Source organism: Arthrobacter sp. 10N43 (genome assembly GCF_056394525.1).
Genome location: NZ_JBFTIA010000003.1, coordinates 620,664 through 643,810, shown reverse-complemented (window position 1 = coordinate 643,810; position 23,147 = coordinate 620,664). Strand labels below are relative to the sequence as shown.

Below are 23,147 nucleotides of genomic sequence, written 5' to 3'. Positions count from 1 at the left end.
GGCCGCGCACCCGCGAAGCAGGCCAGAAGCTTCTCCTCCTACCGCCGGTCGGGACGCCCTGGTTTGGATTCGGTCCGGCTGGTGTCGCGGTGGAGGTCATTGTCGAGGCCGTGCGCGGCGGCCAGCTTGCCCAGCAGTGTCGCAAGCTGCGCTGACTGGTCGCCGGTGAGTGGGGCCAGGAGTTCGGCCTCATGCTGCTCGGCAACCTGGCGCAGTGATCCGAGCACCTCCGTGCCCTCGGCCGTCAGCCAGAGCTCGTAATTCCGCCGGTCGGTGTTGCTGCGCACCCGCACCACCAGTCCGCGCCGTTCCAGCGAGTCGATGAGTGCAACCACGCGACTGGGCACGGCTCCCAGGCGATCGGCCAGGGAGCGTTGGCTCAGTCCCGGCGTGCGTCCCAGCAGGCGCAGCACGCCGGCATCGCCGGGTGTCAGCTCGAGCTCGCGGGTGCGTTCGGCAAAGCGTGAGGATGCCAGTGCCCCCAGCTGGGACAGCAGGAATGCGGTGCGCCTTGACCGCGGAGTATCTTGTGGATCCATACCGCAATATTACTCTCTTGACAGAATGATTCAACAAGTGAATGATTCTTGTTGTGACGTGATTATCGGAAAGGCGCGATCATGACTGAGTTATCTCCCCACCGCACATCCACAACAGCCAGGTCGGGTGGGCCGCATCCGGGCATCCTGGCAGCCGTGAGCCTGGGACTCACCGCCGCCGGCCTGCTGTGCAGCGCAGCCCTCACCGGCGGACAGACCTTCGTCTCGCCGTTCTCTCCCGCCTCGCAGGTCGCGGCATTTTTTCACGGGAACCCCGACGCCGTGCGGCTCACCAGCCTGTTCCAGTTCGGTTCAGCGGTTCCGCTGGGTATCTTCGCGGCCACCGTCTACGCCCGGCAGCTACGGCTTGGCGTGCGCGTCCCTGGTCCGGCGATCAGCTTCTTTGGCGGCATTGCGGCCTCGGTTTTCCTCATGCTCTCGGCCTCCGTGGCGTGGGTCCTGAGCCGGCCGGAGATCACCACCGACCTCACGCTGACCCATGCGCTGTCGTTTCTCGCCTTCATCACGGGCGGTGTCGCCTATGTTGTCGGCCTGGGGCTTCTCGTCGCCGGGATCGCCGTCCCTGCCCTGATCCTGCGCTTCGTGCCGCGCTGGCTGGCTTGGACCGGCCTCATTATCGCGGCTTTGTCCGAGCTCAGCTTCCTCTCAATGGTGGTCGAGCCGCTCCAGGTCCTGTTGCCGGTCGGGCGTTTCGGCGGCCTGATCTGGCTCGTCGCGGTCGGATTCCTGTTGCCCCGGAACCGGGCCGCCGCGAACCGACAGGATGCCCGGGCAGGCAGCTGAGGAACTGATCCGCGCCGGCGGCTGCCTGGCTGCCCGCACTCCTGAACGAGCCATCCGTCATCGTGTGGCTTGCGGCCGTCACCCACAGTGCGCGGTGTCCGCTGCTCCTGGCGATTCGTTCGGGACCTGCCACGTCGTGCCCAGCACGGCGGTCAAGGCCATGGCGGCCAGCGCCGGGATGAGTCCGGTGCGGCCGGTGGTCAGTGGGACGTTGGGGCGGTAGATGATCATCAGGGTCCTCCTTGGGCGGGTGTTCCTGTAATCAATCTCCTGCACTGGAATAGTTGTGAACTTAGCAGGACCTTTGCCGTGGCTGTGCGGGGTGTCCCGCCCCAGTGGACCCGGCTGTGGCGTCCGGGCAGTGGCGTCAGCCCATCAGGGGCTCGCGGTCCACTTCCAGTCCACGGCCGAGTCGGTCAGATTGACGCGGCAGAATTTCGTGGAGGTTTTGGCGTCGTCGTGTCCCACCTTGTAGGAGAATTTGATGCCGAGCTCGTAGCCGGCGGTATTGTCCGGGAGCGGGATCTGTTTCATTTCGCCAAGATATTTGATGCTGACCAGCGTGACTTTAGGGGCGGCGCGCAGCTGTCCGGGCGCAGGGGTTGCGCTGGAGGCCTGGGCCTGCAGGTCATTCGTGCACAGGTTCTTGACCCGCTGTTGTACGCCCGCGTCGACAGTTCCGGCGGAGGACGCAGCCGCAGTCGGGTTACCCGCCGCCGTCGCATCCGCGGACGCGACCGCACCCGGCAAAACTGCCGCCGTCTCCGCTGAAGCGGGCCGCGTCTCCGGGGAGCCGCAAGCTCCCAGGGCCAGGCAGGCAAACAGTGCCGCGCAGACCATGGCCTTGCCGGATCGATGCATTATGCCCCCCGTTGATCGTCGCTGGATTCCGTCCAGCACCTCGTATTCTCCGGAATGGTCCTTGTAGAAAACTGGACAGCAGCGTCGCAACCGGCAACACCCGGGTGGCCGGCCGCCGGCATGGCTGCCTGAAATGCTCACAGTCCGTTCACAGCGGCGCGACAGACCGTCGACAGACCGGGGTTTGAGGATGGGGATAGGTCAACACAGGCAACCACGACGAGATCAGGATGACCCATGAACGAGCATGAACTTCCCACGCACAGCGAAAACCCCGGAACCCGTGCACGCCTGAAGACCCGGAAACGCGTCGGCGCAGGGCTCTATGTTGCCTGCCTGGTGGCTGCGGGCGGCCTCGGCGGGGGCGTGGCGGCCGGGGCGACGTCGATGTGGAACACGGCAGCGTCGGCATCCGGTACGGCAACGACCCAATACACGCCGGTGATCATCAACAACCCGGACAGCGTCAGCGCGGTGACAGCCGCCGCGCAGAAGGCCTCACCCAGTGTGGTCACCATCGGCGCCAGCTCCGGCACGTCGGGCGGTACCGGATCGGGCATCATCCTGGATGCCGCCGGACATATTCTGACCAACACGCATGTGGTCACCCGGACGGACAGGCCGCGAACGCGGCCATCGAGGTTCGGACCAGCGACGGCAGCGTCTACCCGGGGACGGTCGTCGGAACAGATCCGCTCTCGGACCTGGCCATCGTCCAGATCACTGCCCCCGGTCTGGTGGCCGCGACCCTTGGCGACTCCGGTAGCGTCAAAGTCGGAGACACCGCGATTGCCATCGGAGCGCCCCTGGGATTGAGCGGAACGGTCACCGACGGCATCGTTTCGGCAGCGAACCGCACCATCGACACCTCGTCCTCGGCCACCTCCGCCTTGCAGAACGGGGCCTCCGCCGCCGCGCAGGGCACCATCAGCATTAACGTCATCCAAACAGATGCGGCCATCAATCCGGGGAACTCCGGCGGCCCCCTGGTGAACGCGAACGGAGAGGTCATCGGAGTCAACGTGGCCATCGCCTCGGCCGGGTCCACGTCCTCCTCCGCATCCCAGTCAGGGAACATCGGCGTCGGATTCTCCATCCCGATCAACGACGCGAAACGCGTCGCCCAGGAAATCATCGCCACGGGAACGGCCACGCACGGCCAGCTGGGGGTCTCGGTCCGGGACAAGGCCTCGGGAACCGCTTCGGAGTTCACGGCCGGAGCGGAGGCGGCAGCGGTCACCCCCGGCTCCGCCGCGGACAAGGCCGGCCTGAAGGCCGGCGACGTGATCACCGGGCTGGGCGGCCGCAGCGTGAGTGATGCTTCCGAGCTGACGGCGGCGACGCGGGAACAGGCCGCCGGGGCCACGGTAAAGGTCACCTTTGTCCGCGACGGCCAGGAGCAAAGCACGGACGTCACGCTCGGCGCGGCCACAGCCGGCTGACGCGGCTATTCCGCGCCGGACCGCCCGGCGGATCCCGCCACGCCAAAGCGCTGGGAGGATGCGCTTTGCTGGGCGAGCCGGCGCATGGCCAGAAGCACGGGTTCCATCAGGAGGGTCCCGAGCACCACGTGCCGCATCGCGGCCTCCGGCGAATCCGTCGGAACACTTTCGACGTCGGCCTCTGCAATGTCCCGCATTGCCGCGGCATACCGGTCCAGGAGCACCGCGGGCGCGTCAAACCCCGCGTCTGAGAGCCCCTGCAAGGCCCGCACCAGGGCGGCCTGGGCATCGCGGTCGCATGCCTCCGCGCCCCAGCCCCAGCGGTCCAGGAGCTGCTGCGCGGCTGAGAGGTCGACGTCGTCCGGAGCGGTCCTGGCGACCGCATGGTGCGCGATTCCGAGCAGGTCGTGGCCGGACTCCGGCGGGTTCTCCAGGCCCAGCAACACCTCGCGGGTGGCGCTGACGCTAAGCCCGGCAGTGCCAATGAGGGCCCGGATGAGCTTCAGCCGCCGCACATGGGAGTCGTCGTAGCGTGCCTGCGTCGCGGAAGTCAGCACGCCGTCGTGAAGCAGATTCTCCCGAAGGTAGTACTTGATGGTGGCCACCGGGACGTCCGTGGCCGCGGCCAGCTGTGAGATGCGCAAAGATACTCCTTGACTTAGATAGTAGTACTCGCCAATATTGGGGAGTAGCGGTATCTAGTTAGGAGAAAAGTATGGCACGCATTAATGCTGGACGTTTCACGCACCGCCATTCCGGTGATCTGGTGGTGTTCCTGATCGGCATGCGCATCAACAGCCCCTGGCGTCCGGACCTGTGGCTGCCGGCCTTCCTGGCGATGCCGCGGATGCTGAACGAACTCTTCAAGGAGCCGGGCTCAGGCCTCCTTGGTTGTCGGTTCGCCCTCGGTGCCGGCGGGCCGGTGATCGTGCAGTACTGGGAGTCGGTGGAGAAGCTGTATGCCTACGCCAGTGCGCCCGAATCCGAGCACCGGCCGGCCTGGACGGCCTTCAACCGCCAGGCAAGAAAGGCCCCCAAGGCCGTCGGCATCTGGCACGAGACATTCCAGGTCAGCCGGGCCGAAAGCATGTACGTCTCGATGCCCACCGAAGGTCTCGCCCGGGCCACCGAGCTCGTGCCCGTCGGCCCCGGACGCCATCACGCCAGAGAGCGCCTCGCCAACCCGCACTGACGCCCCGGCTGCCACTTTCCGCGGCCGCGCGTCCGATCAGCTGTGGCCCGCGGCGGGGATCTGGACCGCCCGGCCGCTGACCACTACTCCGCCGGCGGCCGGAATGTCCACGGTGAGCAGGCCCGGCCGGCCCACGTGCCGTCCCTGGCGGATGAGCACCCGCGACGGGGGCACGACGAGGCCCAGGATGCGCAGGTAGGCGCCGACCGCCGCCGCGCCGGCGCCGGTTGCGGGGTCCTCCGTGATGGCACCGACGGGGAACAGGTTCCGGGCTTCGAATTCGCCCCTGGCAATCGGGTACAGGACGGCCACCGTTGCGGCCCAGCCCTGGGCGTCCATGAGCCGGCGAAGGGCCGCCGGATCGAAGCCAAAGGAGTCGAAAAGGTTGCGGTCGGCGAGGACCAGCACCGGATGCCAGTTCCCCGAATACGCGATCCGCGGCGGATAGGCCGGATCGAGGTCGCCCCGACTGACGCCGAGCAATCCCAGGAGCTCCGCCAGGATGTCGCCGTCGAACTCCGCCAGTTGTGGTTCGACGGCGGTGAAGGACGCGGTGAGGTCGGCGCCGTCGCCCGCTGTCTCGATGCGGACGGGGCCCACCGGGGTGTCGAAGGTGAAGGTTCCTGCCCCGTCGCGGGCGCTCAGCGCAATGGCCAGCGCAATCGTGGCGTGACCGCAGAAGGGCACCTCGGCGATGGGCGAGAAGTACCGGACCCGGCTCCGGCGCGGGTCGCCGTCGACGTCCGGCTCCGTCACGAAGGCTGTTTCGGCGTACCCGACGGCGGCCGCCACCGCCAGCATCCCGGCGTCATCCAGGTGCCGGGCATCCAGGACTAGGCCGGCAGGATTGCCGCCGTCCGGCGTCGTGGAAAAGGCCGCGTAACGGAGGACTTCGGAGGTGTTTTCCATAGGGCGATCCTCCCATGCTCGATCTTGTGGGCCTGCGGCTTTGGGCATGGAGTCGGGGACCCTGGCAGGCGGAGTTAATTTCCGGCCGGGTCGTTCTTCTTGCGGGAGGTTCCGGCGATGGAGAGCTTGCTCGAGTACTGGATGGACCCGTAGCGGAAGAGGTGGACGGCCAGTCGGAGGATGAGGAACCCGGTGATGAAGAGTTCGGCGATGATGATGGTTGCCTCTACGGGGCTGAGGGTGCCGAATCCGTTGCGGAGCAGGGCCGTCACCGGGGCCGAGAGCGGGAAATAGGTGAAGATCTGGACGATGGGTGCGCGGGGGTCGGAAATGATCAGGCTGATCGCGTAGAACGGGACGAAGATCAGCCCCATCAGAGGCCCGAAGATGGTGCCGGCGTCTTTCGCTGTGGGCATGATCGCGCCGATCGCCACCAGGACCCCGGTAAAGACGATGAAGCCGCCCAGCAGCAGAAGCGCACCGACGAGCATTGTTCCTGGCTCGAAGCTCAGGTTCGAGAGGTCGAGGTCGGGGATGGCGAGTTTGTCGCGGAAGAAGGCGTAGCCGACGGCGATGGGGGTGAGGAAGACCAGGATCTGGACGAGGCCGACCATGAACAGGGCGATGACCTTGCCGATGATCAGCGTGGTCGGATTCAAGGTGGTGAGGATCATTTCGGTGACCCGGTTTTCCTTCTCCTCCAGGGTGCTGTTGAGCATCTGGTTGGAGAGCAGAATGATGGAAACGTAGAAGATCAGCAGGAACATCAGCGGCGGCACGGCGGAGCCGAAGCCCCCACTCGGCTGGCCGTCCTTGAACGTCTGGGATTCGGTCTTCACGTCGCCGCTGGCCGCGGCGGTCAGCTGTGGGGAGCCGACTTCAGCCTGGGCTGAGGCGGTGAGGAGATGCTTGGCGACGGCGTCGTACTTGCCGTTTTCGAAGACCCCCTGGTCTGTGCCGTAGACCTTCACCGGCTGCGTGGCCGGCTCGGCGGGGTAGGCGAAGTACGCATCCGTCGTGCCCGTTTTCACGTCCTGCAGGGCCTGTTGCGGGTCGGCCGCTTTCCGCCCGCCCATGGCCGTCGCGATGCCATCCGAGATCAGCCCGGAGTCATCGGTGTAGGTGAAGGACATGGCCGCGGTCTTCTGGGCGTCCTCGCTGGCCGCGGAGGAGGAGTTGCTGAGGTAGACCAGGCCGAACACGATCGCCATCAGCACGGGAATCGCCAGGGTGGCGATCCAGAAGCGGCGTTTTTTGACGGTGCGGGTGAATTCGAACCCGACCACTGTGCCGAGGTTGTGCCGGGCGAACGGGCGGCCCGCCGGTGCCGGCGGCGGGGGCGGTACCGGCGCGGGAGCGGTGGGCTGTGTTGAGGTGTGCTGGGTCATGGGGTTCAGGCCTCCGCCATGTCGTGGGACTCGCCGTAGACCTTGATGAAGACCTCGTCCAGGGATGTCCTCGCGGTGGTGAAGGACTGGACGGCTACGCCGTTGCCGACGAGCTCGCGCAATACTGCCGCCTCGTCAGCGCCAGGGCGGGGTGAGAGTTCGGCAGCGCCGCCGGCGTCGATGACGACGTCGTACAGGGCCGAGGGCGGCAGTACCCCGGCGTAGGAGAGCCGGTAGACGGTTCCGCCGAACTGTTCCTGGACTTCCGCGACGGTGCCGTAGGCGCGGGAGGTCCCGTCTTTGAGCAGGATCACCCGGTCGCAGAGCCGTTCGACTTCTTCCATCTGGTGGGTGACCATGATGACGGTCGCGCCGGCGAGTTTTTGTTCCTCGATGATGTCCATCAGCAGGCGCCGGTTGACCGGGTCGAAGCCCTTGGTCGGCTCGTCCAGGATCAGCAGCTCTGGGTCGTTCATGATGGTCACGCCGAGCTGGATTTTTTGCTGCTGGCCGCCGGAGAGCTTGTCCAGCCGTGTGGTGGCCTTGTCGGCGAGGTCGACCCGTTCGAGGTAGTCCCGGGACCAGGTTTTTGCGTGGGTTTTATCCAGGCCTTTGAGGCGGCCGAAGTAGACCATCACGTCCAGGACGGACTCTTTCTTGTACAGGCCGCGTTCCTCAGGCAGGTATCCCAGCCGGGCCCCGTCCTGGGGGGTGAAGGGTTTGCCGCCGATGTGCAGGGTCCCGGCGGTGGGCTGGTAGATGCCCAGCAGCGCCCGGAGCGTGGTGGTTTTCCCGGATCCGTTGCTGCCCAGGAACCCGAATGTTTCCCCGGCCCGGACATCGAAGGAGAGGTCTTTGATGACCGTCGTGTCCCCGAAGTCCATCCGGAAGTCTTTGATGTGTACCAGCGGCTCGGCGGCCGGGTCCCCCAGATTCATGGCACCACTGTATCCGGCCCACCGCCGGGACGGCGGCAACCGGCTGACAGTGCCGAAGCGGCGATCCCGGGTCCAGGGGGAGTTCATGGTCTCCCGAAGTCAGCGCCTCCGGTTCCTTGTAATTGAGAATGATTCTCATGTAGAATTGCTGCCATCGGATGGACTCACACATTCGTGCTTCCCGACCCCCTTCCGCCGATTCCACCCACACCAAACACCACCAAGGAGCCACCCATGAAAGTCAGGAACTCGCTGCGGGCACTCAAGAAAATCCCGGGAGCCCAGATCGTCCGCCGCCGTGGGCGCACCTTCGTCATCAACAAGAAAAGCCCGCGGATGAAGGCCCGCCAGGGCTGATTCCCGGCGCTGCATTACCGACGGCGGGATGCCGCCCCGAAATCTGGACGTCACCAGCCCTCCGGTGGCGTCCAGATTCACGTCGAGGCGGTTCAAGGTTTACTGCGGGTGCGCGGGGATACTCTGTGGTCGGCCACCGGTGCCGGGTGTTCGGCCGGAGGGTGTCACCCGGCATCATTGGTTCCACCTTGGGGCAGGGACGTCGTTGAGGGCAGGGGGTGGTTGGCGTGGACGCCGGCTTCGCACGTGCATTCATGCGGTCTGCTGCCGCTGCGGCGCTCGTGGCCGCCCTCGCGACGGTTCTCGCGCCCGCTTCACCGGCAGCGGCCCACGACGTGCTCGAAGCCACCGAGCCGGCCGCCGGAGCCACCGTCGCATCGGTTCCGCCAACCATCCGACTGACGTTCCTGCACACCCCGATCGCCTTGGGCTCGCAGATCCTGATCCGGGACGAGGCCGGCACGAACCAATCTGACGGCCCGGTCGCCGTCGTCGACAATCACGTCACCCAGCCCGTCAAGGCCGGCGCACCGGCCGGCCACTACACGGTGGCCTGGCGGATCGTGTCCGCGGACTCCCATCCGATCGAGGGGACCTTTTCCTTCACCGCCGGTGCGGGACAGCCGGCTGCCTTGTCCGTCCAGGCAAAGCCGGCTCCCGCCCAGACGCCCGGCGGAACGGGGGCGCCGCTGTGGGGACTGGCCGCCGGCGGTGCCGTGCTTGCCGCGGGACTGGCCGGGACAGCGCTCCACGTCCGCCGCCGGCTGTCCGTGAACGACGCCGACGGTCCAGAGTCATGAACGCCCTGCGCGGGTGCCCCGACGCCGGCCGGCCCGTAGAATTTGTAGCGCATCCCCGTCTGCCCCTGGATTCCGGAAAGGACCGCTCCCGATGACGCGTGCTCCGTTCCGGTTGTTCCGTACCGGGTTGATCGGTTCTGTGATTGTGGCGCTGGCGGCCGGCGGGCACCTGGCCGGCGGGGGCCAGCTTCCGGGGCCGGGGATCCTCGCGGCGGTGTGTGCGGTGGCGCTGGTGCCGGTGGCGGTGCTGACCCGGTTCCGGTTGTCCTTCCCCGTTTTGGCCGGGCTGCTCGGCGTGGGGCAGCTGTGGCTGCACTGGTCCTTCGACGTCCTCTCCGCTGCAGTGCCCGTGAGGATTCCGGCGGGAATGTCCGGCCATGCCCATGCGGTCTCGGGCCTGGCCCCCGGACTGGCGGGCCAGGCGATGGCTCCCGGTTCCCTTGATGCGTCCTTTGATGCGGCCATGGCCGGCCCCGGTGCGGGGATGGACGCGGCGATGGTGGCCGCGCACGCGGTCGCGACTCTTCTGACTTCGCTGCTGCTGGCCCGCGGCGAGCGGGCCCTGTCCGCGCTGGCGTCCTGGCTGCGCCCCCTGGTGGACCTGCCGGCGCCCGTCACGATCGTGCCGGCCCGGGTCCCGGGCCCCTGCACGGTGCATCTGATTCTTCCTCTGGAGCGGCCGGGCCGGCGCCTGCCGACAAGGCGCGGACCGCCCGCACCGGTGCCCGCCGCCTGAGACCGCCCTTTCCTTTCACACACGGACCGGGGAGCGCGGGCGGCCACCGCTGCTTACCGCCGGGCCGGCATCCGTGCCGGCCGGCCCCTCTATGACCCGTTATTTTTTGTGAAAGGCCCTCTTGCCATGAAACCCTCCCTTCGCCGTACCCTCACGGGCGCCGCTGCCGCCACATTGACCGCCGGGCTGCTCGCCGCCGGCGCCGCGGCCGCGTCCGCGCACGTCCATGTCGACTCCGATGACCCGGCCGCCGGCGGCTACAGTCACCTGACCTTCAACGTCCCGAACGAATCCGCGACGGCCAAGACCAGCAAACTCGAAGTCACCCTGCCCACCGAGACCCCGCTGACCTCGGTCTCGGTGAAACCGGTGGAGGGCTGGACAGCGGTGATCACCACCGCCGAGCTGCCCACACCGGTCACCATCGCCGGGGCCACCGTCACCAAGGCCCCCCGAACGGTGGTCTGGACCGCCGACGCCGCCCACCAGATTGGCCCGAACGAATACCAGGCCTTCTCCCTCTCCGTGGGCGTCCTGCCCGAGGCCGGCACCACCGTGACCCTGCCCGCCACCCAGACCTACACCGACGGCACCGTCGTGGCCTGGGACCAAAAAGCCCTCGAGGGCCAGCCCGAACCCGAACACCCCGCACCCTCCTTCGTCACCACCGCCGCCGACACCGAACCCGCCCACGGCGCAGCCCCGGCCACGGCGTCCCCCGCGGCCGTGGCGGAACCGGCAGCGTCCCCGGCCCCGGCCGCCGCTCCGGCCACGGCGGCGAGCACCACCGATAACAGCGGCTCCATCGCCGGCTGGATCGGACTCGCCGCAGGCCTGGCCGGACTCGCCGCCGGCGTCACCGCACTGGCCCGCACCCGCACCGCCAAGGGCAAAACAACCGCCAAGTAACAAGGCAAGCAACACACCGGCCTGGCAGCCACCGATAGCCAGGCAACAGACGTCCCGGACAGGCTGCGCTTGTCCGGGACGTCTGCCTAGGAGCACAGGACGCCGCCTTGGGAGGACAGGACTTTCCTGGGTGGGCTGGGGGTTGCCGGGCGGCCTAGCGTCTGTTCCGGGGCGCAGCCGGCGGCAGCTCCGCGCCCGCGCGGTGCAGCAGGGCCAACGCCCTCGAAACAGACGTGTCCGTCTTGGCAACGAGGAGCGCGGTCAGCAGGGCGGCGGCGACGTGGGTGTCCAGCATCAGTTCCTGCCCGTGCCCGTGTCCGGGCACGCCCGAAAGGACGGTGGTCAACTGCCCCGGCTGCCACGCTGCCGTTGCGTGATGCCCGGGCGGTAGCGTCCCGGAAAACGTCCCGGTGAACCGGTCGAACGCCAGGTGCAACACCTGCTGGGCCAGGCCGCAGAGGACCACAAGCAACCAGCCGGGGAGCCTCGCCCGGGCGGCCAATGAAGCGCACATACTCAACAGCGCCATCAGGGCTACCAGAACCGGGACCGGAGGGGCGCCGCCACCGGAGAGAAGGTGGGCGGCCAGACCCAGCCCGACCGACACCGGACCCACTTCCCAGGCCGCGAAGCCGCGCCCGCGGATGAGTCTCAGCTCTTTCATGTCGGCACCTCGCCGCGGCCCTGGATGGATTCCTCCATGTGACCCACAAGAATCGCCAACCCCTCAGGTGGAAAGGGAGAACGTGCGCCTTTCCCCTCCATCGTGCCGCGGATTCGCGCCCAAAGAAACAGCGTCACAAGCCAACCCCCAGACAACGGGTATGCCAAGGACGGGGTACCCGGCCGGATCCCGGCTCGCTAGGCTGTCTCCATGGACGGGAGCGAGAGATGACCCAACGAACCTACCCACAGGGCGTTCCGTGTTGGATCGACACCGAGCAGCCCGACGTCGAGGCGGCCGCCGAGTTCTACGCCGGAATGTTCGGCTGGACGTTCGAAGACGCGATGCCGGCGGGAGCGCCGGGCCGTTATTTGATTGCAAAGCTCCACGGGCAGGACGTCGCCGGGCTGGCCAGCACCCAGGCGGGACCGGCGGCATGGAGCACGTACGTATCCGTCGATGACGCTGATGCCGCGGTCCAACGGATGGTTGACGCCGGCGCTACGCTGCGATCGGCACCCGCGGATGCGGGAGAAGGCGGACGCAGCGCGGCGCTGGCCGATCCGGAGGGAGCCGAGTTCCGCATCTGGCAGGCAAGGCGACGCTTGGGGGCACAAGTGGCCAATCAACCCGGCGCCTGGAACTTCAGCGACCTTCACACGCCCAACCCAAGCGCAGCCATTGCGTTCTACGAGGACGCGTTCGGCTGGCAGGTCGACGACCTCGGCTTTGCGATGATGATCCGCAGGCCCGGTTATGGTGATCACCTTGAGGCGACAGTCGATCCGGGCATCAGGGCGAGGCAGTCAGGGGTGGCCGCCCCACCTGGCTTCGAGGATGCGATCGCCTGGATCGCGACCACCGCCCCCGACAAACTGCCGCGCTGGCACGTCTCGTTCACGGTTGCCGACCGGGACCGGACGGCGGCTGATGCGCAGCGGCTCGGCGCCCAAGTCCTAAGCCAAGACGACACCGCGTGGACGCGCACGGCACTGATCCGGGACCCGCAGGGAGCGGAGTTTACCGCGAGCCAGTTCGCGCCGCCGTCGGGGTGAACGGTCCTTCGAAGGACGGCTACGTCATGTCGTGGAGTGCTCACGCACCCGGGCGAGCCATTCGACCACCAGGGCGTGCGTGAGGGTGGGTTGCTCGTGCAGCAGGGCGTGGCCGGCACGATCGAGCACAGCAAAGGTGGCGCGGGGGTAGTGCTCGATCAACTCCCACGGACCTGTGTACCCGGCCGTGGCATCCTGTCGCCCCGCCAGAATCAACACGGGATGAGGATACGTCTTCGCAGACTCCGGGCGGTCCCGCAATTCCCACTGCGAAAAGATTCGCATCAGGCCCGGCTCGTCAACCAGTGACGCTGCCGGTGCCACAACCTCCTGGAACCGGCCTAGCGTTTCAGGTGTCTGCACAACGAAGTAGCCGCGGTAGGAAGCCTCGGGCTCCGGCCCCAGCCCGGCGGCCAGACCGGCCGACGAAACAAGGACCTCATGCTCGGGCACGTTCCGGGTATGCGCGCCAACCGGGCAGATTAGTACCAGCCCAACAACCTGCTCAGGTCTAAGATTGGCTACCGCACGGGCAAGGTACCCGCCGTACGAATGGCCCAAGACGAGCATCGGTTCATCCCCGATGGTCGCGTCGATCAGGCCGAGCAGAAGGTCCAGGACGTCATCATTGCTCGCGATCGTCCCGGGCGCCGGGGTGCGGCCCATCCCCGGCAGGTCCGGATAGAGGCGCCTGAAGCCGGAAACGTTGGCGAAGATCGGTTCAAGGGCGCCCGCGATCTCGCGATGATCCACACCGGCGCCGTGCAGAGCGAGAACCGGTGTGCCGCTGCCGTGCTCGGCGTAATGCACAAGGACTCCGCTGACCGTGGCCTCCATCCAGACAGTGTAGATCGCAACCGGGCGACGAGGCCTTGACGCACTAGGCTTCAGTTTGTGACTTCGAGTTCTGTCCCCGGCCGCGCTGCCGCTGGACGTCGGCGCGTGGAACTGGCCGCCGTGGCGGGCATGGTGTGCCCAGTCCTTTTTGTCGCCGTTTTCACCGTCTACGGGTGGCTGTGCCCGGGTTACTCCCCGACGAGCATGTTCGTCAGCGAGCTGTCCCTTGGCCCCTACGGCTGGGTCCAGATGCTCAACTTCGTGCTGACCGGCGCCTTGATGGTTGTCTTCGGTCGCGGCCTCGCGGTGCACTTCACTACCGGGGCGGCTTCCCGGGCCGGGCCGGTGCTTGTGCAGTGCATGGGGGTCAGCCTGATGGTGTCCGGACTGTTCGCCACCGATCCGTCGGCGATGTTCGACCAGGCCAGTGCGCATGGTGTGGTGCATGGAATCTTCGGGGCGATCTTCTTCACGCTCGCGCCCGTAAGTTGCTTCGTTTTCTACCGGCGCTTCCGCAGCGACCGGCCCTGGCGCCCACTGGCCGCGTGGACCCTGGCCGCCGGCATCATCCTGACCCTCGGAATTGGCGTGCTCAAGTTCAGCCAGCAGCCCGGGGGAGTGCTGTTCGACTGGAAGGGCCTGGTGCAACGGGTCATCCTTATCGCTTTCATGGCCTGGATTTTCGCGGTCGCCTCCCGGCTGCGCACCCAGTAGCGTGATGGGATGGCCGACGACGAACAGGAACTGACAGGTGGCAATGCGTCGGAAAGTGTTGTGCGCATTGGCGGCACCGTCCGAAAGCCGTGGTTGGAAAACTCCTCCGCCGTGCAGGGCTATCTAGGTGCCCTCCGGTCCGCCGGGGTGGATGTTCCACAGCCCCTCCGGGATGAAGGCGGCCGATGCGTGGTCGAATACGTTGAAGGCGCACTGGCGATGGACCGGCTGCCGCTCGGGCAGGCGGATTTGCAGCGGGTGGGCCGGATGATTCGGCAAATCCACGATGCCAGCGAATCAGTGGTGATCCCGAATCCGGGCGATGCGAAGATGCTGCTGCCGGCAGAGAATCCGAACCTGATGTGCCATAACGACCTCGCCCCGTGGAACCTCATCATGGGAGAGCGCTGGCTATTCATCGATTGGGATGGTGCCGGCCCCAGTACGCGACTGTGGGATCTGGCGTACGCCGCGCAGTCGTTCGGCCTACTGATTGAAGGGCAGCCGGTGGACGACGCCGCCTTGAGATTGCGTGCCGTGGTTGACGGTTACGAAGCTGACGACGCACTGCGCAAGGCGCTGCCGGCCGCCATGGCGAGACGGACCGAAGCGATGTTCAGTCTCCTGAAGTCCTCGAACGAGACCGGGTTCCAGCCATGGGCCGACATGTATGCCAACGGACACGGCGATCACTGGCGTGTCGCGGCTCAATACGTCGTACGGAATCAAGCGGCCTGGGAACAAGCCCTCGCGCAGGAATGAGGATCGGGAAGGCCGCGGCCCTCGCCGCGTCGGCGCCCGTCTGATTGTGCCGCCGCCGCAAGCGACGGCGCAACGGTCAGGCCAGGTTTTCCTTGAGCAGGGCGCGGTGTTCGATGGCGGCTTCCCGGTGGAGTGCGCGGCCGGCGTCGGTGAGTTCCAGGAAGAGTGAGCGGCGATCATCTGCGCAGGAGTGGCGGGAAATGAGTCCGGCCTTGTCGAGCCGGTCCACCACCTTGGACATGGCGCTTTGGGTCATGGGCGTCCGCTCGCCAAGCTGCTTCATCCGGCACGCGGCATCCGCGCTTTCGGCCACCAGATCCAGGATTTCAAACTCCGTCAGGCCGATGCTGAACCGCGTTTCCAGGGCACGGTCGATCGCGCCGGCGGTACGGAAGTAGGTGCTCTGGATGTTGCGCCACTGCTCAACCAGCTGTCGGTCCTGCGCTGTTGCCATGCTGCCATTCTAGTTGATGACGCATTAAAAGTCCACGTCATAATATTCCTTGTCATTCAATGACGCGTCATATAAGTTGATGTCATGACCTCAACTTCCACCCTCGAAAGATCCGCCGGCGAACGGCTTGACCCGGTCCGCTGGACCCGTGCGCAGTGGATGCTTCTCATGGTCCTGTGCACCGTGCTGGCGCTCGACGCGCTGGACGTTTCCATGGTCGGCGTGGCCCTGCCCTCGATCGGCACCGAACTCCACCTGGGAACCGAATCCCTCCAGTGGATCGTCTCCGCCTATGTGCTCGGTTACGGAAGCCTGCTCCTGCTGGGCGGCCGGATGGCGGACCTCCTCGGCCGGCGGCGCATCTTCCTGATCGCACTGAGCGTCTTCGCCGCCGCTTCCCTGCTCGGCGGCCTGGTGGATGACCCGGCCCTGCTGATCGCCACCCGGTTCGTCAAGGGCCTGGCCGCCGCGTTCACAGCTCCCGCCGGCTTCTCCATCATCACCACCAACTTCGCGGAAGGGCGCGAACGGAACCGCGCCGTCTCCATCTTCACCACCTTCGGCGCAAGCGGCTTCTCACTCGGCCTGGTCGTCGGAGGCCTCATGACGGCCATGAGCTGGCGCGGGACCTTCCTGGTCTCCGTGCCGGTGGCAGTCGCCGTCGTGCTTCTGGGCCTCAAGTACATCCCCCGGGACGGCGCCGCAGGCAAAGAACAAGGCAAAGAGCAGGACAGCGGGCACGACGTATGGGGCGCCGTGACACTCGCGGCAGGCATGCTGGGGCTCGTCTACACGCTCGTTTCGGCACCCGGAAACGGCTGGGGATCTGTGGCAACTATCGCCGGATTCGTGGCCTCTGCAGTGGTGCTGGCAGCCTTCGCGGTGATCGAGAACCGAGTCAGGCACCCCTTGATCAGGTTCAGCATCCTCAGGGAAGGCTGGGTGGCGCGGGCGAACCTCAGCGCCGTCGGGCTTTTCGGCTCATACCTGAGCTTCCAGTTCATCCTCACGCTCTACCTGCAGTCCGTGCTGGGATGGAGTCCCCTTGGCATGGCCCTCGCGCTGCTTCCCACGGGCCTGCTGGTGGCTTCGAGCGCGCCTTTCGCGGACCGGCTCATGGACAAGTTTGGCGCCCCGCGGCTGATCCTGACCGGGTTGGCCTCGCTGGCGCTCGGCTACGTGCTGTTCCTGCGGGTGGGGACCTCGCCGAACTACGTGACGGACATTCTGCCCTCCGTTCTGCTGCTGGGCGTCGGCTTTGCCCTGGCCTTCCCGTCCATCAACGTCCAGGCCACCGCGGGCATCCGGAACTCTGAACAGGGCCTGGCGGCCGGCCTGATCCAGACCAGCACCCAGGTGGGGGCAGCCCTGGTTCTCGCCGTCACCACAGCCATGGTCAGCGGTCACGGCGGTGCGTCCGACGGCGGCGCCAATGCGGCGGCCATGCTGGAACAGTACCGGCCCGGCCTGATCCTGAGCGCAGCCGTGGCGGTTGCAGCCCTGGTCGTCGCCGCGATGCCCACTCGCAGCCGGAAGCGGGCGGAAGCAGAGATCCGAGCCGCCTGAGACTGATCACGGGTGAATACGGATCCCGTAGCGGGAGCATTCGGCGCTCCAGCCGGTCGGGGTGAGGGCGTGCCTAGGTGGCCGACGAGCCGGGGTAGAGAATCGAAAACAGGCCCGTCCGGGGCGGGTGGTGGCGGCGGACCGCGAGCCAAGCGTCCAGTTCTGCGGCGGGGACCGGCCTGGACATGAAGAAGCCTTGCGCCACGTCGCAGCCGTAGTCGCTGAGGGCGCGGAAGGCGTCCTCGCTTTCCACGCCTTCCGCCGTCATGTCCAGCCCCAGGCTGTGGGCCAGATCGATCGTCGAAACCACCAGGGCCGTGGCGCGGGAGTCATCGGTCATGGACAGGATGAAGGACTTGTCGATTTTGAGCTCGTCGATGGGCAGTTCGCGCAGGTAGGACAGCGAGCTGTATCCCTTGCCGAAATCGTCGACGGCGATCCGGACACCCATGCCGCGCAGCGCCGTCAGCACCTCGCAGGCCCGGTCGCGGTCACCCACCAGGACGTCCTCGGTGATCTCCAGTACGAGGACGGAGGGTGAGAGTCCGCGTTCCGCGGCCATGGCGCCGACTTGGTCCGGCAGGCCGGAATCGATGATTGAGGGCGCGGAGAGGTTCACCGCGACGGACAGCGGCCGGCCCGTCTCTGCCCAGGCGGCTGCCTGGTCCAGTGCCTTGCCCAGGACGATGCCCGTCAGGTCCGGCATGAGCCCGGCTTCCTCGAACCTTTTCAGGAAGTCGTCGGGCTGCAGGAGCCCCAGGTCCGGATGTTGCCAGCGGACCAGGGCCTCCACGCCCCGGACGTCGCCCGTGCCCAGATCGATCTTTGGCTGGAAGTGCAGGAGCAGTTGGTCCTCGCGCAGGGCCTGGTTCAGCATCTGGACGGGGTGGGACTGGGTGGTACCGGAGATGACCTCCCCGCCGTCGTAGACGCATTGGCCGCCGTGCGTCGATTTTGCCGTGTACATCGCCATGTCTGCCCGGCGCAGCAGCATGGTCAGGTCCTGCCCCTGGTCCGGGCAGCAGGAGATTCCGATGCTGGCGTTCACGTGGACGGTGACGCCGCCCAGATCGTAGGGTTCGGCCAGTGCAGCCCTCAACTTCAGGGCCACGGCCTGCGCTTCCTCGACTCCGCAGTTATCGATGTGCGCGACGAATTCGTCGCCGCCCATTCGGGCCAGCAGGTCCGCGGGCCGCAGCTGACCGGACAGGCGCGCCGCGACCTGGATCAGGAGGGCGTCGCCCACATCGTGGCCGAGGCTGTCGTTAATCTCCTTGAACTTGTTGAGGTCCAGCAGCAGCACCGCACTGTGCCGCCGGCCGTTTGAGGCAAGACGCCTCGGCACGTCGGTGTAGAGGGCCCGCCGGTTCGGGAGACCGGTCAGCTCATCTGTCCGCGCCTGGCGCTGCATATCGGCCAGCCGGATCCGCTGCCGGAATACCAGCGGCAGCGCCGCCAGTGCCAGGGTCAGGCTCGCCAGGACAACGGCCAGCATGGCCACGCGCACCTGCGTTCCCAATATCAGGACCACCAAACTGGCGACCGTAGCCAGGGCAGGAACGGCCTGGGACGGAACGGGCCGTGATTCGTTGCCGGACGCGTCGTTGCGGGCCTGCGTGACAACCCAGATTCCGATCAGGGCGATGCCCAGCGCCCAGGCGGCGTCCAGCGGCGTTCCGACGACGTAGACACCGTTCAGCTCCAGGAGGGCGTAGCCGATGTCGGCGCCGGTGAACATGAGAAGCCCCAGGACCAGCAGGCCCCATCCGCGGCCAACGCTGTGTCCCGTGCTGGCTGCGATCCCAATCACCGCAGCCACCAGCAGGAGGTCCAACAGGGGATAGGCGGCACCCAGAGCCATGGCCACGGAATGCGGACCGTCGAGGACCGAGTTCAGGATGGGGTCCAGGACGACAGCGAGGATGGCGGCGGCCCCGAGGGCTCCGACGGCACTGTCGAGGACCACCGCCCAGGTCATGTCGGGCAGGCGGCGGCGGATGACCACGGCCAGGGTGGCCAGCATCAACAGGTAGAAGCCCACGTAGCCAATGTCGGCCGGCGAGGGCAACGGAACGTCCTCGCCGGCGGCTGATTTCACCACGTAATAGGTTTCCCCGGCGGCCTGGAAGGACAGCGCGCCCGCAGCGAGGATGATCTCTGGCCGCCTGCGCCTGGTGCGGTGCACTATCAGCCAACCGACGACGGCGGGCACCCAGACTGTCAGCAGGTCAAGGAATCCGTCCACCAGCGGGCTGAAATCCCCACTGGAGCGGAAGGCAAGACCGGCCGAATAGGCCGCGGCCACTGTAAAGAGCCCAAAGCTCAACAACCGGGAGAGACGCCCGTCAATCCCGGGGGCTCCCGGGATGGAAGGCCGGCCAGCGGGCTCTTCGGTAACCATGGATCCCCATCTCGTTCCTGCCCTGCCTCCGCTGTTCGAGGACAGGAACCGATGGAGTGCAACTGGAGACCATCGATTGCACTGTCCACTATGCATTAGTGAAGGCGCAGGTCACAGTCACAGGGTAACGACGCGCGGAGCCGTCAGCCTGCTGGCCGGGCGCAGGAACTGGCAATGCCGCTGACACAGGACAGGGCGGACGCCGCCGGCGCAGCCGGCGGCGTCCGCCCTACGAACCGGGGGTAGACGCTAGGAGGTGCTTGCCCCCGCCTCGGCTTTGACGTCCCGGCCGAGCCAGACGCCCAGGCCGATCATGGCGGCACCGAGCAAAAGATGGAGCCAGTTGTCGGCAGAGTTAAACGGGACAAAATTGGCGCTGGTGTTCATGCCGATTATCAGGCCGTAGATCCACAGCACGAGGTACACGATGCCGCCACCGAGCAGGAAAACCCGGGCCAACCGGTCTGTGCGGGCCATCAGAATGCCTGCCACGCCGAACAGCATGTGGACGATGTTGTGGAGCACGGACACCTTAAAAACGCCAAGCAGCAATGCCCCTGACTCGGGTCCCGCGAAGCCCATTGCCACGTAATTTGTAGTGATGCCCGGAATGAACCCGAGAATTCCAACCAGAAGGAAAACCCCGCCAATTGCCAGGGTGGTGTTGTGAAGCGTCAGCCCCATCGCGTGGTGCTGGGCTGGGTGTGAAGCGGTAGTCATGGCCTTCCCTTTCACGCAGAATACTGGCTCTTCGGGTGGAAAACCGGCCACTCGGCAGGGAGTCGCAGGAACCCTGCCGACGCCCACATTTTACTCCTGATGCTTGTCAGTGAGCTTGGAAACCTGTGCCCTAACTGCCCTGTCCGCGGCAGCCTGCGGGCGAGAATTCACGTGTTTTGGGGGTGTCTGATAGACACTGCCACCGGCGTCTTTGCCTGCGTAGCGTGATGGGTGTGGACGGAAAAGTCGAAATTCGAGAGTTCCTGATCTCGCGACGCGCGAAGATCAGCCCTGAGCAGGCCGGTATACCCACTTACCGGGAGCTGCGCCGTGTGCCGGGCCTGCGCCGTGAGGAAGTGGCGCAGCTCGCCGGGGTGAGCACGGACTACTACACGCGGCTGGAGCGGGGCAGCCTGCGCGGGGTCTCGGACGCGGTGCTCGAGGCCGTCGCCACCGCACTTCAGCTGGACGAGGCCGAGCGGGCGCATCTGATGGATCTGGCACGGACGGCCAACATGCCATCGCGCGGGGCTCCCCGCCGGCCACCGCAGCAGCGGGTCCGTCCCGGGGTGCTGCGTCTGTTGGACGGCATGACCGCAGTGGTCGCGCTCGTGCAGAACGGCCGTTCGGACGTGCTGGCAGCCAACCTGCTGGGCCGTGCGCTGTACGCGCCCGTGTTCAACTTCGCCGCACAGCCTGGGCCGGACACGCCAGGGCGGCTGCCGAACCAGGCGCGCTACCTTTTCCTCGATCCGGGCGCGGCAGACCTCTACCCGGATTGGCGGGCGATCGCGGCCACCACGGTGGCGATGCTTCGTTCCGAAGCCGGACGGAACCCGCACGACAGGGCGCTGAACGAGCTGGTCGGGGAGCTGACCACCCGCAGCGGCCTGTTCTCCGCGCTGTGGGCCGGGCATGACGTACGCATCCACACCACAGGAACCAAACGCTTCCACCACCCCGTCGCGGGCGACCTGTCGCTGCAGTACGAGACGCTCTACCTTCCCGGTGACGAGGGACAGACCCTGTTCACCTTCACCGCGGAGCCCGGCTCTGCGTCCGAAAACGCGCTGGCGTTCCTCGCCAGCTGGGCGGCATCGCCTCCCGAAACCACGACCGCCGGCGGCCCTGCCGGCGGATCCACAGTCCCGGGGATGCGCCCCCACGCGCGGCCTGGAACACGTAACCCAGGAAAGACAGAACCAACACATGACTGAACAGCACGAATCTGAACGGCACGACTCGGAACAGCACGACTCGGAACAGCACGACTCCGAACGGCACGACTCGGAACAGCACGACTCCGAACGGCACGAATCGGTGCTAGGGAAGAAGGTCTGGTTCATCACCGGCGCCGGCCGCGGCATGGGGACTGACATTGCGAAGACGGCCCTGGCCGCCGGCCACGCGGTGGTTGCCACCGGCCGCAACCCGGAGAAGGTCGCCCAGGCCGTGGGCGGGAACGAGAACCTGCTGGCCGTGCAACTCGACGTCACCGACCCTTCGGCGGCGGAAGCGGCCGTGCAGGCCGCCGTCGACCGGTTCGGCCGGATTGACGTCCTCGTCAACAACGCCGGCAATTTCTACGCCGGGTTCTTCGAGGAAATCACTCCGGAGGACTTCCGGTCACAGATCGAAACCACCATGTTCGGGCCCATGAATGTCACCCGCGCGGCCCTGCCGGTCCTGCGTGCCCAGCGCTCCGGGCTGGTGGTCACGATCTCCTCGACCGCCGGCATCGCGGGAGGGGAATTCCTTTCCGCCTATGCCGCGTCGAAGTTCGGCGTCGAGGGCTGGGCGGAGTCCCTGGCCCCCGAAGTCGCCCCGTTCGGCATCCGCACCATGATCGTGGAGCCGGGGTTCTTCCGCACCGAGCTGCTCACACCGGAATCCACGCGCTACGCCGAATCCACAATCGAGGACTACGCCGAGCGCACGGAACAGACCGTCGCGGCCTGGCAAAGCATGGACGGACAGCAGGGCGGGGACCCGGCCAAGCTCGCCGATGCCCTGATACACCTGGCCGAACTGGACGAGCCGCCGCTGCGCTTTGCCGCCGGCTCCGACGCCGTCGGGGTCTTCGAGACCCGGGCCAAGGAACTCCGGGACCAGGCAAATGCCCATCGCGAACTCTCCAGCAACCTCGCCCACGACGACGCCTGACGTAACGCAAACGGACGACGGCGGGAGGTCCCGCCGTCGTCCATCAAACCCCACCACCAAGTCCGCCACCACTAAGTCCGCCATCACAGCTCAGCCGGACGCCGAGGACTTACCCCGGCCCATACGGGCCCATCGTTTTGAGGAAAAAACACTCATGACACCACCACTGAACGGAACCGTCGCCCTCGTCACCGGGGCGAGCAGCGGCATCGGCGCGGCCACTGCCCGCCAGCTTGCCGGCCTCGGCGCCTCCGTGGCGCTCGTGGCCCGCCGCCGCGCCCGCCTGGAAACCCTCGCCGCCGAGATCGCAACGGTCGGCGGCACCGCACTGGTCATCGAGGCCGACATCACCGACCGTGCCCAGGCGCAGTCCGCCGTCGAGCAGACTGTTGAACGCTTCGGACAACTGGACATCCTGGTCAACAACGCCGGGCTGATGCTGCTTGGCCCGGTGGTTGACGCTGACCCCAAAGAGTGGGACCGAATGATCGCCATCAACGTCCAGGCCCTGCTCCACACCACGCACTCCGCCCTGCCGCACCTGCTCAAGGCCGCCGGGGACAGCCCGCGCCGAGTCGCCGATATCGTAAACATCAGCTCGATTGCCGGCCGCGTGGCCTGGAACGGCTACGGTGTTTACAACCTCACCAAGTTCGGCGTCAACGGATTCACCGAAGCCCTCCGTCAGGAAGTCACCCAGCGGCACGTGCGCGTCGGCGTCCTGGAACCCGGCGGCGTCGACACCGAGCTCGGTTCCCACAACACACCCGATATCCGGGGCGAAATGATCGACCCCTTCTATGAACAGACCGAAGTGCTCGCACCCGGGGACATCGCCGACGGCGTCGCCTATATGGTCACCAGGCCACGCCACGCCTCTGTCGCCGAGCTGTGGATCATGCCCACCGACCAGGCCTGACGGCCGCGGACCGACCC

Annotated in this window: 25 protein-coding genes and 1 pseudogene; 14 read left to right on the top strand and 12 right to left on the bottom strand. The window is 66.9% G+C overall.

Annotated elements, in window-relative coordinates; all coding sequences use genetic code 11:
• Positions 1 to 38: 38 nt before the first annotated feature.
• Positions 39 to 539, bottom strand: coding sequence for a MarR family winged helix-turn-helix transcriptional regulator (locus AC1DDO_RS07850; protein ID WP_476868410.1), 501 nt, complete (start codon positions 537 to 539; stop codon positions 39 to 41).
• Between the two features lie 156 nt (positions 540 to 695).
• On the opposite strand from AC1DDO_RS07850, the gene AC1DDO_RS07845 reads away from it, so the two are divergent.
• The gene (locus AC1DDO_RS07845; RefSeq protein WP_476868409.1) at positions 696 to 1,343 is read left to right on the top strand and encodes a hypothetical protein; all 648 of its coding nucleotides are present in this window, start codon (positions 696 to 698) and stop codon (positions 1,341 to 1,343) included.
• Positions 1,344 to 1,421: 78 nt separating this feature from the next.
• On the opposite strand, the gene AC1DDO_RS07840 is transcribed toward AC1DDO_RS07845, so the two are convergent.
• A complete protein-coding gene (locus AC1DDO_RS07840; protein WP_476868408.1) occupies positions 1,422 to 1,574 on the bottom strand; it encodes a hypothetical protein in 153 nt (50 codons plus the stop codon).
• Between the two features lie 144 nt (positions 1,575 to 1,718).
• A complete protein-coding gene (locus AC1DDO_RS07835) occupies positions 1,719 to 2,204 on the bottom strand; it encodes a hypothetical protein (RefSeq protein WP_476868407.1) in 486 nt (161 codons plus the stop codon).
• A 264-nt stretch (positions 2,205 to 2,468) separates the two neighbouring features.
• On the opposite strand from AC1DDO_RS07835, the pseudogene AC1DDO_RS07830 reads away from it, so the two are divergent.
• A pseudogene (locus AC1DDO_RS07830) lies at positions 2,469 to 3,646 on the top strand (S1C family serine protease); the annotation flags it as partial.
• Positions 3,647 to 3,651: 5 nt separating this feature from the next.
• Here AC1DDO_RS07830 and AC1DDO_RS07825 read toward each other — a convergent pair.
• Positions 3,652 to 4,290: a MerR family transcriptional regulator gene (locus AC1DDO_RS07825; RefSeq protein ID WP_476971697.1), complete on the bottom strand. Its 639-nt coding sequence runs from the start codon at positions 4,288 to 4,290 to the stop codon at positions 3,652 to 3,654.
• A 71-nt stretch (positions 4,291 to 4,361) separates the two neighbouring features.
• Between AC1DDO_RS07825 and AC1DDO_RS07820 the strand changes: the two genes are divergently transcribed.
• Complete coding sequence (locus AC1DDO_RS07820; protein WP_476868404.1) at positions 4,362 to 4,838, top strand: DUF4188 domain-containing protein; 477 nt, start codon at positions 4,362 to 4,364, stop codon at positions 4,836 to 4,838.
• Between the two features lie 36 nt (positions 4,839 to 4,874).
• Here the strand turns inward: AC1DDO_RS07820 and AC1DDO_RS07815 are convergent, their stop codons facing one another.
• From AC1DDO_RS07815 to AC1DDO_RS07805, 3 genes are all read right to left on the bottom strand, one after another.
• Positions 4,875 to 5,747 (bottom strand): PhzF family phenazine biosynthesis protein, encoded by an 873-nt coding sequence (locus AC1DDO_RS07815; RefSeq protein ID WP_476971696.1) that lies wholly within the window; start codon positions 5,745 to 5,747, stop codon positions 4,875 to 4,877.
• A 74-nt stretch (positions 5,748 to 5,821) separates the two neighbouring features.
• Complete coding sequence (locus AC1DDO_RS07810) at positions 5,822 to 7,135, bottom strand: ABC transporter permease (protein ID WP_476971695.1); 1,314 nt, start codon at positions 7,133 to 7,135, stop codon at positions 5,822 to 5,824.
• A gap of 5 nt (positions 7,136 to 7,140) precedes the next feature.
• Positions 7,141 to 8,073, bottom strand: coding sequence for an ABC transporter ATP-binding protein (locus tag AC1DDO_RS07805; protein ID WP_476971694.1), 933 nt, complete (start codon positions 8,071 to 8,073; stop codon positions 7,141 to 7,143).
• 234 nt (positions 8,074 to 8,307) lie between these two features.
• Between AC1DDO_RS07805 and ykgO the strand changes: the two genes are divergently transcribed.
• The 4 genes from ykgO (at position 8,308) to AC1DDO_RS07785 (ending at position 10,875) form a co-directional block, all read left to right on the top strand.
• Positions 8,308 to 8,430 carry a type B 50S ribosomal protein L36 gene (ykgO, locus tag AC1DDO_RS07800; protein WP_476971693.1) on the top strand — a complete coding sequence of 41 codons (123 nt, stop codon included), beginning with the start codon at positions 8,308 to 8,310 and terminating at the stop codon, positions 8,428 to 8,430.
• Between the two features lie 254 nt (positions 8,431 to 8,684).
• Positions 8,685 to 9,230 (top strand): copper resistance CopC family protein, encoded by a 546-nt coding sequence (locus AC1DDO_RS07795; RefSeq protein ID WP_476971692.1) that lies wholly within the window; start codon positions 8,685 to 8,687, stop codon positions 9,228 to 9,230.
• 91 nt (positions 9,231 to 9,321) lie between these two features.
• Positions 9,322 to 9,966, top strand: coding sequence for a hypothetical protein (locus tag AC1DDO_RS07790; RefSeq protein ID WP_476971691.1), 645 nt, complete (start codon positions 9,322 to 9,324; stop codon positions 9,964 to 9,966).
• A gap of 126 nt (positions 9,967 to 10,092) precedes the next feature.
• The gene (locus tag AC1DDO_RS07785; protein ID WP_476971690.1) at positions 10,093 to 10,875 is read left to right on the top strand and encodes a YcnI family copper-binding membrane protein; all 783 of its coding nucleotides are present in this window, start codon (positions 10,093 to 10,095) and stop codon (positions 10,873 to 10,875) included.
• Between the two features lie 154 nt (positions 10,876 to 11,029).
• Here AC1DDO_RS07785 and AC1DDO_RS07780 read toward each other — a convergent pair whose 3' ends face one another.
• Positions 11,030 to 11,539 carry a hypothetical protein gene (locus tag AC1DDO_RS07780; RefSeq protein WP_476971689.1) on the bottom strand — a complete coding sequence of 170 codons (510 nt, stop codon included), beginning with the start codon at positions 11,537 to 11,539 and terminating at the stop codon, positions 11,030 to 11,032.
• Between the two features lie 227 nt (positions 11,540 to 11,766).
• Here AC1DDO_RS07780 and AC1DDO_RS07775 point away from each other — a divergent pair, with 227 nt between their 5' ends.
• Positions 11,767 to 12,594, top strand: coding sequence for a VOC family protein (locus tag AC1DDO_RS07775; RefSeq protein ID WP_476971688.1), 828 nt, complete (start codon positions 11,767 to 11,769; stop codon positions 12,592 to 12,594).
• 24 nt (positions 12,595 to 12,618) lie between these two features.
• Here the strand turns inward: AC1DDO_RS07775 and AC1DDO_RS07770 are convergent, their stop codons facing one another.
• On the bottom strand, positions 12,619 to 13,431 hold the full coding sequence (locus tag AC1DDO_RS07770) for an alpha/beta fold hydrolase (protein ID WP_476971687.1): 813 nt from the start codon (positions 13,429 to 13,431) through the stop codon (positions 12,619 to 12,621).
• Positions 13,432 to 13,488: 57 nt separating this feature from the next.
• Between AC1DDO_RS07770 and AC1DDO_RS07765 the strand changes: the two genes are divergently transcribed.
• Both AC1DDO_RS07765 and AC1DDO_RS07760 read left to right on the top strand, forming a co-directional pair.
• The gene (locus AC1DDO_RS07765; RefSeq protein WP_476971686.1) at positions 13,489 to 14,145 is read left to right on the top strand and encodes a DUF998 domain-containing protein; all 657 of its coding nucleotides are present in this window, start codon (positions 13,489 to 13,491) and stop codon (positions 14,143 to 14,145) included.
• 9 nt (positions 14,146 to 14,154) lie between these two features.
• Positions 14,155 to 14,907, top strand: coding sequence for a phosphotransferase enzyme family protein (locus tag AC1DDO_RS07760; RefSeq protein ID WP_476971685.1), 753 nt, complete (start codon positions 14,155 to 14,157; stop codon positions 14,905 to 14,907).
• A 76-nt stretch (positions 14,908 to 14,983) separates the two neighbouring features.
• Here the strand turns inward: AC1DDO_RS07760 and AC1DDO_RS07755 are convergent, their stop codons facing one another.
• Positions 14,984 to 15,361 (bottom strand): MarR family winged helix-turn-helix transcriptional regulator, encoded by a 378-nt coding sequence (locus tag AC1DDO_RS07755; protein ID WP_476971684.1) that lies wholly within the window; start codon positions 15,359 to 15,361, stop codon positions 14,984 to 14,986.
• 84 nt (positions 15,362 to 15,445) lie between these two features.
• On the opposite strand from AC1DDO_RS07755, the gene AC1DDO_RS07750 reads away from it, so the two are divergent.
• Complete coding sequence (locus AC1DDO_RS07750; RefSeq protein WP_476971683.1) at positions 15,446 to 16,927, top strand: MFS transporter; 1,482 nt, start codon at positions 15,446 to 15,448, stop codon at positions 16,925 to 16,927.
• 73 nt (positions 16,928 to 17,000) lie between these two features.
• On the opposite strand, the gene AC1DDO_RS07745 is transcribed toward AC1DDO_RS07750, so the two are convergent.
• Both AC1DDO_RS07745 and AC1DDO_RS07740 read right to left on the bottom strand, forming a co-directional pair.
• A complete protein-coding gene (locus tag AC1DDO_RS07745) occupies positions 17,001 to 19,328 on the bottom strand; it encodes a putative bifunctional diguanylate cyclase/phosphodiesterase (RefSeq protein WP_476971682.1) in 2,328 nt (775 codons plus the stop codon).
• A gap of 249 nt (positions 19,329 to 19,577) precedes the next feature.
• The gene (locus AC1DDO_RS07740; RefSeq protein WP_476971681.1) at positions 19,578 to 20,048 is read right to left on the bottom strand and encodes a DUF4383 domain-containing protein; all 471 of its coding nucleotides are present in this window, start codon (positions 20,046 to 20,048) and stop codon (positions 19,578 to 19,580) included.
• Positions 20,049 to 20,281: 233 nt separating this feature from the next.
• On the opposite strand from AC1DDO_RS07740, the gene AC1DDO_RS07735 reads away from it, so the two are divergent.
• The 3 genes from AC1DDO_RS07735 to AC1DDO_RS07725 all read left to right on the top strand — a co-directional run bounded on the left by AC1DDO_RS07735 (position 20,282) and on the right by AC1DDO_RS07725 (position 23,130).
• Positions 20,282 to 21,265, top strand: coding sequence for a helix-turn-helix transcriptional regulator (locus tag AC1DDO_RS07735; protein ID WP_476971680.1), 984 nt, complete (start codon positions 20,282 to 20,284; stop codon positions 21,263 to 21,265).
• Complete coding sequence (locus AC1DDO_RS07730; protein ID WP_476971679.1) at positions 21,258 to 22,211, top strand: SDR family oxidoreductase; 954 nt, start codon at positions 21,258 to 21,260, stop codon at positions 22,209 to 22,211. Before AC1DDO_RS07735 ends, AC1DDO_RS07730 begins: the two co-directional genes overlap by 8 nt.
• 154 nt (positions 22,212 to 22,365) lie before the next feature.
• Positions 22,366 to 23,130 (top strand): SDR family NAD(P)-dependent oxidoreductase, encoded by a 765-nt coding sequence (locus AC1DDO_RS07725; protein ID WP_476971678.1) that lies wholly within the window; start codon positions 22,366 to 22,368, stop codon positions 23,128 to 23,130.
• Positions 23,131 to 23,147 lie beyond the last annotated feature (17 nt).

What these genes read in the sequence shown, in the direction of transcription:
- AC1DDO_RS07805 (WP_476971694.1), bottom strand. Translation starts at nt 8,073, where the DNA reads ATGAATCTGGGGGACCCGGCCGCCGAGCCGCTGGTACACATCAAAGAC.
- AC1DDO_RS07750 (WP_476971683.1), top strand. Translation starts at nt 15,446, where the DNA reads ATGACCTCAACTTCCACCCTCGAAAGATCCGCCGGCGAACGGCTTGAC.
- AC1DDO_RS07780 (WP_476971689.1), bottom strand. Translation starts at nt 11,539, where the DNA reads ATGAAAGAGCTGAGACTCATCCGCGGGCGCGGCTTCGCGGCCTGGGAA.
- AC1DDO_RS07835 (WP_476868407.1), bottom strand. Translation starts at nt 2,204, where the DNA reads ATGCATCGATCCGGCAAGGCCATGGTCTGCGCGGCACTGTTTGCCTGC.
- AC1DDO_RS07795 (WP_476971692.1), top strand. Translation starts at nt 8,685, where the DNA reads ATGCGGTCTGCTGCCGCTGCGGCGCTCGTGGCCGCCCTCGCGACGGTT.
- AC1DDO_RS07755 (WP_476971684.1), bottom strand. Translation starts at nt 15,361, where the DNA reads ATGGCAACAGCGCAGGACCGACAGCTGGTTGAGCAGTGGCGCAACATC.
- AC1DDO_RS07785 (WP_476971690.1), top strand. Translation starts at nt 10,093, where the DNA reads ATGAAACCCTCCCTTCGCCGTACCCTCACGGGCGCCGCTGCCGCCACA.
- AC1DDO_RS07770 (WP_476971687.1), bottom strand. Translation starts at nt 13,431, where the DNA reads ATGGAGGCCACGGTCAGCGGAGTCCTTGTGCATTACGCCGAGCACGGC.
- AC1DDO_RS07745 (WP_476971682.1), bottom strand. Translation starts at nt 19,328, where the DNA reads ATGGTTACCGAAGAGCCCGCTGGCCGGCCTTCCATCCCGGGAGCCCCC.
- AC1DDO_RS07775 (WP_476971688.1), top strand. Translation starts at nt 11,767, where the DNA reads ATGACCCAACGAACCTACCCACAGGGCGTTCCGTGTTGGATCGACACC.
- AC1DDO_RS07725 (WP_476971678.1), top strand. Translation starts at nt 22,366, where the DNA reads ATGACACCACCACTGAACGGAACCGTCGCCCTCGTCACCGGGGCGAGC.
- AC1DDO_RS07840 (WP_476868408.1), bottom strand. Translation starts at nt 1,574, where the DNA reads ATGATCATCTACCGCCCCAACGTCCCACTGACCACCGGCCGCACCGGA.
- AC1DDO_RS07790 (WP_476971691.1), top strand. Translation starts at nt 9,322, where the DNA reads ATGACGCGTGCTCCGTTCCGGTTGTTCCGTACCGGGTTGATCGGTTCT.
- AC1DDO_RS07730 (WP_476971679.1), top strand. Translation starts at nt 21,258, where the DNA reads ATGACTGAACAGCACGAATCTGAACGGCACGACTCGGAACAGCACGAC.
- AC1DDO_RS07820 (WP_476868404.1), top strand. Translation starts at nt 4,362, where the DNA reads ATGGCACGCATTAATGCTGGACGTTTCACGCACCGCCATTCCGGTGAT.
- AC1DDO_RS07740 (WP_476971681.1), bottom strand. Translation starts at nt 20,048, where the DNA reads ATGACTACCGCTTCACACCCAGCCCAGCACCACGCGATGGGGCTGACG.
- AC1DDO_RS07850 (WP_476868410.1), bottom strand. Translation starts at nt 539, where the DNA reads ATGGATCCACAAGATACTCCGCGGTCAAGGCGCACCGCATTCCTGCTG.
- AC1DDO_RS07815 (WP_476971696.1), bottom strand. Translation starts at nt 5,747, where the DNA reads ATGGAAAACACCTCCGAAGTCCTCCGTTACGCGGCCTTTTCCACGACG.
- ykgO (WP_476971693.1), top strand. Translation starts at nt 8,308, where the DNA reads ATGAAAGTCAGGAACTCGCTGCGGGCACTCAAGAAAATCCCGGGAGCC.
- AC1DDO_RS07760 (WP_476971685.1), top strand. Translation starts at nt 14,155, where the DNA reads ATGGCCGACGACGAACAGGAACTGACAGGTGGCAATGCGTCGGAAAGT.
- AC1DDO_RS07810 (WP_476971695.1), bottom strand. Translation starts at nt 7,135, where the DNA reads ATGACCCAGCACACCTCAACACAGCCCACCGCTCCCGCGCCGGTACCG.